This window comes from Sphingomonas sp. IBVSS2, from assembly GCF_002127225.1.
In the GTDB taxonomy this organism is placed as follows: domain Bacteria; phylum Pseudomonadota; class Alphaproteobacteria; order Sphingomonadales; family Sphingomonadaceae; genus Sphingomonas.
In genome coordinates, this window is record NZ_NFUR01000007.1 from 151,817 (window position 1) to 164,571 (window position 12,755).

General features: G+C 69.0%; 12 protein-coding genes and 1 tRNA gene. 8 read left to right on the forward strand and 5 right to left on the reverse strand.

Annotated elements, in window-relative coordinates; translation table 11 throughout:
* Window positions 1–72 precede the first annotated feature (72 nt).
* The gene (locus CAP40_RS19050) at window positions 73–480 is read left to right on the forward strand and encodes a glyoxalase (protein ID WP_086131138.1); all 408 of its coding nucleotides are present in this window, start codon (window positions 73–75) and stop codon (window positions 478–480) included.
* A 5-nt stretch (window positions 481–485) separates the two neighbouring features.
* Here CAP40_RS19050 and CAP40_RS19055 read toward each other — a convergent pair whose 3' ends face one another.
* Window positions 486–1,871: a M20/M25/M40 family metallo-hydrolase gene (locus CAP40_RS19055; RefSeq protein WP_086131139.1), complete on the reverse strand. Its 1,386-nt coding sequence runs from the start codon at window positions 1,869–1,871 to the stop codon at window positions 486–488.
* A gap of 326 nt (window positions 1,872–2,197) precedes the next feature.
* On the opposite strand from CAP40_RS19055, the gene CAP40_RS19060 reads away from it, so the two are divergent.
* Window positions 2,198–4,150, forward strand: a complete 1,953-nt coding sequence (locus tag CAP40_RS19060) for an AAA family ATPase (RefSeq protein ID WP_086131140.1) — start codon at window positions 2,198–2,200, stop codon at window positions 4,148–4,150.
* A gap of 50 nt (window positions 4,151–4,200) precedes the next feature.
* Here the strand turns inward: CAP40_RS19060 and pncB are convergent, their stop codons facing one another.
* A complete protein-coding gene (gene pncB, locus CAP40_RS19065; protein WP_086131141.1) occupies window positions 4,201–5,505 on the reverse strand; it encodes a nicotinate phosphoribosyltransferase in 1,305 nt (434 codons plus the stop codon).
* 46 nt (window positions 5,506–5,551) lie between these two features.
* On the reverse strand, window positions 5,552–6,316 hold the full coding sequence (locus CAP40_RS19070) for an NUDIX domain-containing protein (protein ID WP_256924379.1): 765 nt from the start codon (window positions 6,314–6,316) through the stop codon (window positions 5,552–5,554).
* 53 nt (window positions 6,317–6,369) lie between these two features.
* On the opposite strand from CAP40_RS19070, the gene CAP40_RS19075 reads away from it, so the two are divergent.
* The 6 genes from CAP40_RS19075 (at window position 6,370) to CAP40_RS19100 (ending at window position 10,910) form a co-directional block, all read left to right on the forward strand.
* The gene (locus CAP40_RS19075; RefSeq protein WP_086131142.1) at window positions 6,370–6,966 is read left to right on the forward strand and encodes a cysteine hydrolase family protein; all 597 of its coding nucleotides are present in this window, start codon (window positions 6,370–6,372) and stop codon (window positions 6,964–6,966) included.
* The gene (locus CAP40_RS19080; RefSeq protein ID WP_218822180.1) at window positions 6,963–7,508 is read left to right on the forward strand and encodes an RNA 2'-phosphotransferase; all 546 of its coding nucleotides are present in this window, start codon (window positions 6,963–6,965) and stop codon (window positions 7,506–7,508) included. The genes CAP40_RS19075 and CAP40_RS19080 overlap by 4 nt, the downstream gene beginning before the upstream one ends.
* A 163-nt stretch (window positions 7,509–7,671) precedes the next feature.
* Window positions 7,672–7,745 (forward strand) — tRNA-Gly (locus CAP40_RS19085).
* Between the two features lie 94 nt (window positions 7,746–7,839).
* On the forward strand, window positions 7,840–9,291 hold the full coding sequence (locus tag CAP40_RS19090) for a DUF5597 domain-containing protein (RefSeq protein WP_086131144.1): 1,452 nt from the start codon (window positions 7,840–7,842) through the stop codon (window positions 9,289–9,291).
* 42 nt (window positions 9,292–9,333) lie between these two features.
* On the forward strand, window positions 9,334–10,167 hold the full coding sequence (locus CAP40_RS19095; protein WP_086131145.1) for a diacylglycerol kinase family protein: 834 nt from the start codon (window positions 9,334–9,336) through the stop codon (window positions 10,165–10,167).
* Complete coding sequence (locus tag CAP40_RS19100) at window positions 10,164–10,910, forward strand: metallophosphoesterase (protein ID WP_086131146.1); 747 nt, start codon at window positions 10,164–10,166, stop codon at window positions 10,908–10,910. Before CAP40_RS19095 ends, CAP40_RS19100 begins: the two co-directional genes overlap by 4 nt.
* Here CAP40_RS19100 and CAP40_RS19105 read toward each other — a convergent pair whose 3' ends face one another.
* On the reverse strand, window positions 10,911–11,291 hold the full coding sequence (locus CAP40_RS19105) for a VOC family protein (RefSeq protein WP_086131147.1): 381 nt from the start codon (window positions 11,289–11,291) through the stop codon (window positions 10,911–10,913). It abuts the gene before it with no gap.
* Between the two features lie 82 nt (window positions 11,292–11,373).
* Entirely contained in the window at window positions 11,374–12,753 is a 1,380-nt protein-coding gene (locus tag CAP40_RS19110; protein WP_086131148.1) for a DUF1501 domain-containing protein, read from the reverse strand.
* Window positions 12,754–12,755 lie beyond the last annotated feature (2 nt).

Here is a 12,755-nt window from a genome sequence, read left to right on the forward strand (position 1 = left end):
GCGGAAGCCAGGCCCCGCATGCATGTGGTAAGGGACATGCGAAGGACTGTTTCGAAAGCAAGGAGGCGCAGGATGCCGATCCCCGCGACGGTGGGCGCGTTCGCCATCGTTCCGCACAACGACCTTGCCGCCGCCATCCCGTTCTGGGAGCGGCTCGGCTTCACCCGGGTGGGGGGCGACGCCGCCTATGCGATCATGACCGGCTGGGGGTGCGAGGTGAACCTCACCCAGGCGGGATCCGGCCCGTGGCGCGTGCCGGAGGAGCACAACCCGTTCGGCGTCTTCATCCGCACGCCGGAAGTGGAGGCGATCGCCGCCCTGGTCGACGATCTGATCATTCGTCCCGGCGGCGTGCTTCGTCATCGGGAATGGGGCCTCTACGAAGTGGGGATCGCCGGCCCGGACGGCATGCTGATCCGCATCGGCTGGCCGTCCCCGCTGATACGAGAGGCATCGCCCGACGGCGGCGATCCGGCCTGAACCGGCTATTTCGTCAGGCCCTGGAGCAGGAATTTGTAATATACGATCGACGGCGCGATCTCGCTGAGCGGGGTGCGCTCGTTGAGGCCGTGGGCGAAGCTGTCCGAACCCTTCATGAAGATCGGGCTCACCCCGTAGCTCGGCACCCCCTTGGCGCGGAACCACATCGAATCGCTCGCGCCCGCCGACATCGCCGGGACGATCGGCACCCCGGGGAAGCGGGCGTGGATGCCGTCCGACACCAGCTTCATCAGGTCGGGCCGCAGTGGCGAGGCGGGGCTGGCGACGGTGCCGCTGTCGAGCGTCCTGAGCTTGAGCTCGGGATCGCCGACCACCTTGGCCAGCGTCGCCGCGACGGCCGCGACCGAGGTGCCGGGGAAGATGCGGCAATTGATGTTGGCGGTGGCGCGCTGGGGCAGCGCGTTGGTCGCATGGCCGGCATTGACCATGGTGGCCACGCAGGTGGTGCCGGTCTGGCCGATCAGCCCGGGCTCCGAACGCAGCACGGCGAGCGCCTTGGCGTCCCGCGGATTGGCCAGGAACGCGCGCATCGCCGCGGCCATCTCCGGATCGGCGGTCTTGGCGCCCTGGACGAAGCCGGCGCGGGTGATGTCGTTGATCTCGCCGGGGAACTGATACGCCTCGATCTTCGCCAGCGCATGGGCGAGCGAATAGATCGCGTTGCTCTTGGTCGGCGCGCTCGAATGGCCGCCGGGATTGGTGAAGGTCAGCTCATAATCGGCATAGGTCTTCTCGGCGCCCTGCAGGCCGAAGATCTCGGGCTTGCCATGCTCGTCGAGCGCGCCGCCGCCGCCGTCGATGTTCAGCAGCAGTTCGCCGTCATGATATTGCTCGGCCATCGCGGCGGTGGTCTTCATGCTGGTCTCCTCGTCGCCCGAGGCGAGGAGGATGATGTCGCGCGACGGCCGATAGCCTTCGCGCTTCAGCTGGATCAGCGTGGCGACCATCGTCGACAGGTCGTATTTCATGTCGGTCGCGCCGCGGCCGAAGATATAGCCGTTCTCGACGATCGGCGTGAACGGATCGCGGGTCCAGTCCTCGGGCTTCGCCTCGACCACGTCCATATGGCCGGAGATGTAGATCGGCTTGGCCGCCTTGTCGGTGCCCGGATAGCGGGCGGCCAGCCAGGCGGTATCGTCGATCCGCTCGATGCGGATGTCGGCGGGATCGAAGCCGCCGGCGACGAGCTGGGCCTTCAGATAGGCGGCATAGTCGGGCGTCTGGTTGCCCGGCCCGGCAACGGTGCGGAAAGCGATGCCGCGCTTGAGCAGCTCGAGCGCCTGCGCCTCCGCCTGGGGGTTCTGCTGCGCCCGGGCGGCCGTTCCGGTGAACGCCATCGCGACCAGCGCCGCACCTGCAAGAACCCGCATTACCCCTGTCTCCCATTGCCTGCGCGCGACGCTAGCGCCGGACCGGGGGAGGTCAAACTTGAATCTGGGCGAAAACGCGCGTAGGAGCCCGCGCCAGTCGGGGGACCATTTCCGCCCGGCGACATGGAGAAATGACGTGTTGGCCACGAACGCCCGAAACGGCCTTCTGCCCTGCGTCGCTTCGTTCCGATAGTGCTCGCCTGAGCGCTGTGGGAGCCGAGCGGCGCCCGCAGCATCCGTCTCGATAACATGATCAGAGAACCGCGCCGGCCGATGCCGCGCGTCGCGAAGACGCGCGCCTGCGCCCGGGGCGAGCACGGGAATTTATGCACGAACATCAGATCGTCCGGCGGATGCTCCGCCGGATCGGCCGGAACCTGCCGGCCACGGCACCGCTCGCCAAGGCGGTGCACGAATGGGCATTGCCGCATATCGACTGGCTCACCGGCTCGGCCGTGGGGGGCGAGGATATCGGCTGGGAGGCGCTGCACGCGGCGACGCTGCGCTGGCGGCCGCTCGGCGAGGTGCGCCCCCAGGTGCTCCAGATCGCCGACGAGCTGGCGCTGCTGCTCGGCTTCGGCCCGCTCGACCACGGGCTGCTCGAGCTGATGATCGCGGCGCGGCGGGTGCCGCGCGTCTATGGGCTGGTCGAGGCGCTCTGCGGGGCGAGCATCGACCTGCCCGAGCTGCTCGGCGCGCTGGCCGGGGCCGAGCCGGTGGATGCCGGGCGGCTGGCCCGGCGCTCGGGGGCGGTGCGGCTCGGGCTGGCGAGCTTCGGCCATGACTATCAGGGCCGGGACGAGATCAGCCTGAGCTGGTCGCTCGAGCGGGTGCTCGACGCGGCGCCGCGTCCCGGCCAGCCGCTGCTCGAGGCGCTGGCCGGCACCTGCCAGGTCGCGCGGCTCGGGCTCGACGACTTCGCGGTGGAGGAGGCGGACTATCTGGTCCGGCTGCTTCGTGGCGCGCTGGCCGAACAGGCGGCGGGGATCAACCTGCTGATCCATGGGCCGCCCGGCACCGGCAAGACCGAGTTCGCACGGACGCTGGCGGTGGCCGCGGGCGCGCGGCTGCATGCGGTGGCCGAGGCGGACGAGGACGGCTCCGAGCCGAGGCGTTGGGAGCGCATCGCGGCGATGCAGCTCTCCCAGCGGGTGCTCGGCGGGCGGCGCGGTGCGGTGCTGCTGTTCGACGAGATGGAGGACCTGATCGGCGATGCCAGCCCGAGCGACGGCGACTGGTTCCAGAAGCGCACGGGCAGCAAGGTGTTCGTCAACCGGATGCTCGAGACCAACAAGGTGCCGGTGATCTGGACGACCAATGCGATCGGCAATGTCGACGGCGCGATCCTCAGGCGGATGAGCCATGTGCTGAAGCTCGGCCTGCCTTCGCGCGGCGCCGGGCAGCGGATGCTGGCGCGGGTGGCGGCGGACGAGGGCGTGGCGCCGGGGGACGGCTTCGCCCGGCTACTCGACGCGGCGCCCGAGGCGGCGACGGTGCTGCGCGTGGCGGCGCGGGCCGGACGGCTGGCGGGCGAGGCCGATGGCGGGGTGCGCTCGGCCGAGGCGCTGGTGAAGGCGCTTCGGGGCGGCGAGCTGCCGCAGCCGGGGCCGGGCGCGCTCGACGTGACGCTGTACGAAAGCGATCCGCCGGTGGCGGAAGTGATCGAAGGCATCGCGGCGTCGGGCGCGGCCGACGTCTCGCTGCTGCTCACCGGGCCGCCGGGCACGGGCAAGACCGCGCTCGCCTGGCATCTGGCGCAGCGGCTCGACCGGCCGCTGGTGGTCAAGCGCGCTTCGGACCTGTTGTCCAAATGGGTCGGCGAGACCGAGGCGAACATCGCCGATGCCTTTGCCGAGGCACGGCGGCGGGGCGGGGTGCTGCTGTTCGACGAAGCGGATTCGCTCCTCTTCGACCGGACGACGGCGCAGGCGAGCTGGGAAGTGGGGCAGGTCAACGAGCTGCTCACCTGGCTCGACCGGCATCCGCTGCCGGTAGTCGCGGCGACGAACCATGCGGGAAGGCTCGATCCGGCGACGCTGCGCCGTTTCGTGTTCAAGCTGGCGCTGCGGCCGCTGGGGCGGGAACGGTCGGCGCGGGCGTTCGCGCGCTTCTTCGGGATGGACGCGCCGGCGGGGCTCGACGGACTGACGCCCGGCGACTTCGCGGTGGTGGCGCGGCAGCTCCGGCACCGGCCGGCACAGGGCGCGGCGGACATCGTCGCGCGGTTGCGGGCCGAAGCGGCGGCGCGGCCGGAGGCGGCGTCCCCGATCGGGTTCTGACGGACCGGATCGGGGATGTTTCCGAGCCGTCCGTGCAAAGATGCGCCGCGCTAGACCGCCACGTCCTGCGCCGCCCGGCCCTCGCCGCCGAAGATGCGCAGGTAGCGGTCGATCTCGGCCGGGTCGCCGGTGGCCTTGGATGGATTATCGGAGAGCTTGACCGCCGGGCGGCCGTTCGCGCTGGTGACCTTGGCGACGAGCGAGATCGGCTCGAGGGCGTGCCCGCCCGCCGGGTCGCAGCCGCGGAAGTCGTTGGTCAGGTTGGTGCCCCAGCCGAAGCTCATGCGGACGCGGCCGTGAAAGTGGCGATAGGTCGCCTCGATGCTGTCGACGTCCATGCCGTCGGAGAAGATCAGCAGCTTGGTGCGTGGATCGCGGCCGCGCGCCTGCCACCAGGCGATGATCTGCTCGCCGCCTTCGATCGGCGGCATCGAATCGGGGCGGAAGCCGGTCCAGTCGGCGACCCAGTCCGGCGCGTCGCGCAGGAACGCGGTGGTGCCGAACGCATCGGGCAGGGCGACCAGCAGGTTGCCGTCATAATGGGCGCGCCATTCCTCCAGCACGCGATAGGGCGCGGCGGCGACTTCCTCGTCGGTCTCCGCGAGCGCGGCGAGAACCATCGGCAGCTCGTGCGCATTGGTGCCGATCGCTTCCAGGTCGTTGTCCATCGCGAGCAGCACGTTCGAGCTGCCGATGAAGCGGCCGCCCAGGCCTTCCTTCAGCGCCTCGACGCACCAGCGCTGCCACAGGAAGCCATGGCGGCGGCGCGTGCCGAAGTCCGAGATCACCAGGTCGGGGAGCCGGCGCAGGCGCTCGACCTTGTCCCACATCTTCGCCTTGGCACGGGCATAGAGCACGTCGAGTTCGAACCGGCCCCTGCCCTTCAAGGCGGCGCGCGAGCGGAGCTCGTTGACGATGGCCAGCGCGGGGATCTCCCACATCATCGTGTGGGTCCAGGGCCCGGCGAAGTGCAGCTCGAACTGGCCGTCGACTTTGTGGAGGTCATATTCCGGCAGCTGGAACTCGGCGAGCCAGGCGATGAAATCGGGCGCGAACATGCGCTGCTTGCCATAGAAGCTGTTGCCCGCGAGCCAGATCAGCTCCTTCTTCGAGAAGCGCACGGTGCGCGCATGATCGAGCTGGGCGCGCAGCTCGGCCTCGTCGATCACCTCGGCCAGGCGGACGCTTCTCGTGCGGTTGATCAGCGAGAAGGTCGCCTGCACGTCCGGGTGCAGATGGCGGATCATCTGCAGCATCAGCAGCTTGTAGAAATCGGTGTCGAGCAGGCTGCGGACGATCGGATCGAGCCGCCAGCCATGATTGTAGACTCGAGTGGCGATGTCGGTGACGGGCAAGGCTTCCTCCGGATGTGGCCGGTGACGATAGACGCGGCGGCGCGGCTCAGCGAGGGGCTTCGCCGGGCGGGCGGTAACGATAGAGTTCGGCCGGCCGGAACGATGCGCCGGTCTCGCGCTCGCCGGTCGGCTCCAGCCAGCCGCGATCGAGCATGCGGCGGCGGAAGGCGGGCTTGTTGAGACGGGTGTCGAGGATCGCTTCGTACACGTCCTGGAGCGCACGCAGGGTGAAGCGCTCGGGCAGCAGGGCGAAGGCGATGCCGGAATAGTCGAGCTTGCCGCGCAGCCGCCGCATCGCGACGCCGAGCATCTCGCCATGGTCGAAGGCGAGGGCGAGCGGTGCTCCCTCGGCGGGCCGGACCTCGACCGGGCCACCGGCCTCGCCCCGCCAGGGGACGGTCAGTTCGGCCAGCGCCAACTCGGGCGCGGCCTTGAGCGCGGCGGCGAAGGCGCTGGCGGGGATCAGCGCGAAATAGGCGACGCTGACGATCCGCATGCGGGGGTCACGGTCGACCGCGCCGAAGGTGTAGAGTTGCTCGACCCAGGCATCGGCCATGTGCGCCTTATCGGCGAGGATGCGGCGCGCGGCCGCGTCCAGGCTCTCGCCGATGCCGACAAAGCCGCCGGGCAGCGCCCATGCGCCGTGAAAGGGATGCTGGTCGCGGCGGGCGAGCAGCACCACGGGGACACCGTCGACCACGCTCATCAGGATCAGGTCGACCGCCACCGACGGGCGCTCGAACACGGCCGGATCATAGCTTTCGAGAAAGGCGGCCTCGTCCATCGCGTCACCCTTATGTGCGTTCTGCACTTTACTTATGTTCGTACTGGATATATGTCAAATGCGGAATGTGGAGACGAACGATGTCGGACTTCGTGATCGTGGTGGACATGCAGCGGGATTTCGTGGCGGCGGACGGTGCCTTGCCGGTTCCGGGCGCCGGGCAGATCGTTGCGCCGATGCGGGACTGGCTGGCCGGGCTGCGTCCCGAGGAAACGGCCGGCGTGCTTTTCACCTTCGATACGCATGTACCGGCGATCTACGCCATTTCCGAAGAGGCGAAGCAGTTCCCGCCGCATTGCGAGAAGGGCACGCCGGGCTGGGAGCTGGTGGTCGACGCCGATGCGGTCGATCCGGCGATCCCGGTGCTGCGGCTGGAGAAGGGCGTGTTCGACATGTGGGCCGAGCCGGGCCTGGCGGTGGAGCGGATCGGCGTGCGCGAGGCGGTGGATCGCGACGCATTCTTCGGCGGGCTGCGCGGCGCCGGGATCGAGGCGGTGACGGTGGTCGGCGTAGCGGCGGACTATTGCGTGCGTTGGGCAATCGAGGGGCTGATCGCGCGCGGCTTCCGGGTGACGGTGCCGGCCGGCCTGACGCGCGGCATCGCCCGGCCGATCGACCAGGTCGCGGCCGAGGAATGGCCCGGCGCGGCGGTTGCTATCGAGGGGGCAAGGCAGTGAACGATGTTCGACTCTCGAAGCGGTTGTCATTGTGGTTGCGGCACGATCCTGGAGCGGGCGGACTGGCGCTCGACGCCCAGGGCTGGACCGAGGTGGACGCGGTGCTGGCGGGCTTCGCCCAGGCAGGCATGGCCTGCAACTGGGAGGACCTGCTCCGGCTCGTGGAGGAAAGCGACAAGCAGCGCTTCGAGCTTTCGGATGATGCGGCGCGGATCCGGGCCCGGCAGGGGCATTCCGTGGAAGTGGCGCTCGACTGGCCGCGCGCCGACCCACCGGATTTGCTGTGGCACGGCACCGTCGAGCGCTTCCTGCCGATGATCCTGGCGGAGGGGCTGAAACCGATGCGGCGCCATCACGTCCACCTCTCGGGCGACCTCGATACCGCGACGCGCGTCGGGCAGCGGCGCGGGACAGCGGTCATCCTGGCGGTTCGCGCGGCGGCGCTTGCCAAGGCCGGCCGGGACTTCTTCCTCACGAGCAACGGGGTGTGGCTGACCGAGCAGGTGCCGCCCGCCTTCCTCGAGCCATGGGAGCCGAAGTGATGCGTGCCGATCGCGTGCCGACCTTATGGGAGTGGCTGCTGCTCTGGGTGTGCCTGAAGCTGCTGTTCCGCAAGCGCCGGCCGCTGCCGCATCGTCTGAAGCTTCGACACTGAGCGGAGCGGCTTGACAGAATCGGCAAAAGCGGGGATTTCGGCGGGCCCGAGCGGGTATGGTGAAATGGTATCACAGGAGCTTCCCAAGCTTCTAGCGCGGGTTCGATTCCCGCTACCCGCTCCAGCTTCCCGTTGATTCCGAAGCCGTTGCCGCGAATCGCGGGCGATACGCCATGCGTGGTTCCCATGCGCGATTAAATCAGACTATTGTGCATGCCATGCTCCGCTGGCTCTCCGCGCTCGCCCTTTTCCTCGCCGCCCCCGCTTTCGCCCAGGCGCCGCATCTGGAGGGCGGGCGGCTGATCGTCGACGGCAAGCCGTTCCTGATTAGGGGCGGCGAACTGGGGAACAGTTCGGCCACCGATCGCGCCTGGCTCGCGCCGCACTGGCAGCGGCTAAAGGCGCTGCATCTCAACACGGTGCTGGCACCGGTGACCTGGGAAGCGATCGAGCCGGAGGAAGGCCGGTTCGATTTCTCCAGCCTCGACTGGCTGGTCGAGGATGCGCGGGCCAACGACATGCGGCTTGTGCTGCTATGGTTCGGCAGCTGGAAGAACAGCATGTCGACCTATGTGCCCGCCTGGGTGAAGCGCGACGGCAAGCGCTTCCCGCGCTCGACCGGCAAGGATGGGCAGCCGCAGGACATATTGTCGGTGTTCGGCAAGGCCACGCGTGACGCCGATGCACGGGCCTTTGCCGCGTTGATGAAGCATCTGAAGGCGATCGACGACGGCCGGCACACCGTGCTCATGGTGCAGGTGGAGAACGAGATCGGCTTCCTGCCGACCGCGCGCGAGCACGGCCCGCTGGCCGACGCCGCCTTCGCCAAATGGAAGGGCGGCGAGGAGGCGTTCACCGCGCGTCATTATGCGCGCTGGGCCAATGCCGTGGCCGAGGCCGGCAAGCGCGAATATGCACTGCCGATGTACGTCAACGGCGCGCAGGGGCGACCCGGCAAGCTGCCGGGCGACTATCCGAGCGGCGGCCCGCTCGCGCATCTGATGCGGATATGGCGGGAGGCCGCGCCTGCGATCGACATGCTCGCGCCCGACATCTACTTCCCGAACTTCGCGGGCATTGCCGACGGCTATGCCGTGCCGGGCAACCCCCTGTTCGTGCCCGAGGCGAACCAGGCGGGCGATCCGCGCGCGCCGGCCAATGCCATGCGGGTGATCGGCAAGCATGGCGCGATCGGGTTCAGCCCCTTCGCGATCGAGAACATTGCCGACAAGGACCGCCTGGGCAGCTTCTATGCGATGCTCGAGCAGCTGACCCCGGCACTGTTCGCGGCCAGCGCGCGCGCGGGGTTCGCGCCGCCGGTGAGCTTCGAAGGGGTGGTCGACAGTGCGCCGCAGGCGGCGACGCTGGGCGGCTATGTTCTGACCGTCGGGTTCGTCGATCCCTGGACGCCGAAGGACAAGCAGGAGCCGGCCGAGCATGGCGGGATCCTGCTGTGGCTGGGCGGCGAGGACTATCTGGTCGCGGGCAGCGGGATCACCGTGACCTTCGGGCCGCGCATTGGCCTGGATTTCGTCGAGGAGGGCAGGTTCGTCGACGGGAAATGGGTGGCCGGGCGTAGGCTCAACGGCGACGAGACGCATCAGGGCCGGCACGTCCGCCTGCCGCCCGGGCAGTTCGGCATCCAGAAGGTGCGGCTCTATCGTTATTGAGATCCGGTTGAGCCAAATCATATCTCGAGCGTTACGATCCGGATGGAAAGACTCTGGTTCATCACCAACCCCGGCTCGGGATCGACCACCAGGGCCAAATGCGATGCCCTTGAAATCGTGTTCGCGGAACGTGGGCTGGCGCTCGTCGGCCGCACCGAGTTTCCGGAGCAGAAGATGCCCGCCGGGGCCGATCTCGATCGGGACGGGGTCGACACCGTGGTGCTGTTCGCGGGCGACGGAACGATCAACGCGGCACTCTCGGCGCTCAGGGCATGGGAGGGCAGCTTCCTGATCCTGCCGGGCGGAACGATGAACCTCCTCGCCAAGTCGCTGCACGACACGCTCGACCCCCAGGCGATCGTCCAGGCCGCGCATGACGAAGCCACCCGCATCGCCCTGCCCTATGTCCAGGCGGCCGGGCATCGCGCGTTCGTCGGGCTGATCCTGGGGCCCGCCACTGCCTGGTTCCGCGCGCGCGAGGCGGTGCGCAAGGGGGCGTTCCGGCGGCTGTTCCAGGCGGCGCGTGTCGCATGGACCCGCACGTTCGGCGGCGGCATCCGCATCTCCGGCATATCGGCGCTCGCGGGCCGCTATCAGGCGGTGTTCGTCCGGCCCGAAAAGGGCGAACTGCACGTGGCGGCGGTGGACGCGCGCGACTGGAGCGCGATCGTCCAGCTGGGCTGGGAATGGCTGACCGGGGATTGGGTCGCGGCGCATGCGGTGAGCGAGAGCCTCACCCGCGAGTTCGCCGCCCGCGGGAAGAAGCCGGTGCTGGCGCTGTTCGATGGCGAGCCGGTCCCGCTGGCGCCGGGAACCCCGATCACGGCGGGGTTGAGCCGCAAGGCCTTCATCGCCACGCGCCAGGGGCCGGGATGACGCGGCTCTTCCATGTCAGCGACGTCCATTTCGGGCGCGAGGACCGTGCCGCGGTCGACTGGTTCGCCGCGCGGGTGCGCGAGGAGCAGCCCGACGCCGTGATCGTGACCGGCGACCTGACGATGCAGGCACGGGCAAGCGAATTCTCGGCCGCCGCGCAGTGGCTCAAGGGCCTTGGCCGGCCGGTGACGTTGGAGGTGGGCAATCACGACCTGCCCTGGTTCAACCTCTGGGCGCGGTTCGTGACGCCCTATAAGCGCTACCATGCGCTCGAGCGGATGATCGAGCGGCCGCTCGACATGAAGGGCGTGGCGATAGTGCCGCTCAAGACCACCGCGCGCTTCCAATGGCGGCTCAACTGGTCGAAGGGCTATGTCAGCAGCCGGGCGCTGCGGACATCGCTGGCATTGGTCGAAGCCGTGCCGCCGGGCGGCCTGGTGTTCGTTGCCTGCCATCATCCGTTGGTCGAGGGCGGGACGCAGATGACCTCGGAGACGCATTGCGGGGCCCAGGCCCTGGACGCGCTGGGCCGGGCCGGGGTGGATGCGGTGCTCACCGGTCATGTCCATGATCCGTTCGATGTCGAGCGGCGGATCGGCGAGCGGACGGTGCGGCTGATCGGGGCGGGCACCTTGTCCGAGCGGGTGCGGGCACGGCCGCCTTCGTTCAACGAGCTCAGTATCGAAGGCGCGGGCTTCTCCACACGGGCCCGGTTCATGGGGGAGGGGAGCGTTCCCCTCTGATCACCGCTTCGAGATGTCCTGCCCGAACACCAGCAGGTTGCCGTCCGGTGCCACCACCATCAGCTCGCGCTGGCCATAGATCTGGTCGACCGGCCCATGGATGTCGCCATCGTTGAGCAGGTGCGCCCTGGGCTTCAGTTCCTCGGCGATCGCCTCCACATCCTCGACGTCGACATAATAGCAGAAGCGCCGATTGCCCGGCGGGGCGCCGTCGTCTCCGGCATTCTCGAGCAGGCGGAACGCGGCCTGTTCGCGCTGGACATAGGCATAGTTGGAGGTGCGGAAATAGAGCGTGAAGCCCAGCACCTCGGTGAAGAACCAGACGGCCTTCTCGAAATCCGGCACGTGCATGAACGGTGTAACGCGATAGAGATTGGCCATCGTCCGCCTCCCCGAAAGGCGCGCCCCATTACCGGAGCGGAACGATAGCGCAATCCCGATACGCAGTTAAGCGCCGAGGAACCTAAGTTCGGAACAGGCCCAGCGGCCCGCGCCCGCCGGTGCTCCAGGTCGACCAGTTGGGGAAGACATAGGGCAGGTCCGCATCGGCGACGCCGTGCCAGCGGGCGATCGCGCCGATATATTCCTCCTGCGCCACGGCGGGAACGAAGCGGCCCTCGCTGCTCACATCGGCGGCGCCGCCGAGCACCGGGTCCGGATAGGCGCCGAAGATCCCGCCGGGCGCGACATTGCCGCCCACCACCAGGTGATTGCTGCCCCAGGCGTGATCGGTGCCGTTCTGGGCATTGCCGCGATAGGTGCGGCCGAAGTCGCTCATCGTGAAGCTGGTGACGTTCTCGGCCATGCCGATCGCCTGCATCGCGCGGTGGAAGCCGGCCAGCGCCATGGCGAGGTCGCCGAGCAGATTCGCATGCGTGCCGGTGTCGTTGTTGCCGCCATTGGTCTGGCCGGAGTGATTGTCGTACCCGCCCTGGCTGACGAAGAAGGTCTGGCGGCCATGGCCCAGGCTGCCGCGCGCGTCGATCATCCGGGCGACGCGCATCAGCTGGCGCGCGACGTCGCTGGTGAGCGCGGCACCGGTCACCGGATTGACGAAATAGCCGTCGAGCGCGCTGTTCGCCGAGATGATCGTGTTGGCGGTGATCGCCTGATCATAGCTGGCATTGATGTCGCGCGCGCTCGCCTCGGCGACGTCGCCCAGGCCGGTGGCGGAGGAGAAGCTGGCGAGCGCGGCGTTCTTGGCGTTGTTCGCCGCGTTGCTCATGCTCGAATAGCCCGAGCGGGTGAGCGTGCCGGTGGACGGCAGCACCAGCGCCGAGCTGGTCTTGCCGATCACCGCCAGGTTCGAGCCGGCGATCGAGATCATCGACGGGACCGCGCTCGTGCCCATCCGGTCGGTCAACCGCCCCATGAAGCCGTCGGTCGCGAAGTCGCGGGCGCGCAGGCCCTGCCAGTGCGCCTGCTCGTCCGAGTGGCTGAGCAGGTTCATCGGGCGCAGATCGGCGCGCGACTGATAGGTTGCCTTGGTAAGCGGGGCAAAGAGGGTGCCGGCGTTGAGGACGAGCGCCAGGCTGCCCTCGTCCCAGAGCGGGCGCAGCGCCGCCATCGCCGGATGCAGCGCATAGGGGGCGCCGGTCAGCCCGGTGAGCTGGCTCGCCTTGATGCCCACGGTGCCGCGGGAGGCCAGATACTGGGCATGCCGGGCATCGGTGGGGATCACCATGTTCCAGCCGTCGTTCCCGCCGAACAGGAACACGCCCACCATCGCGCGATAGCTGCCGCTCGGCGCGGCGATGGCGGTGGTGCGGCCGAGCTGGCCGATCGCGGCGAGCGCGCCGGTACCGGCAGTGACCTTGAGGAAGTCGCGTCGGGAAATCGTCATCG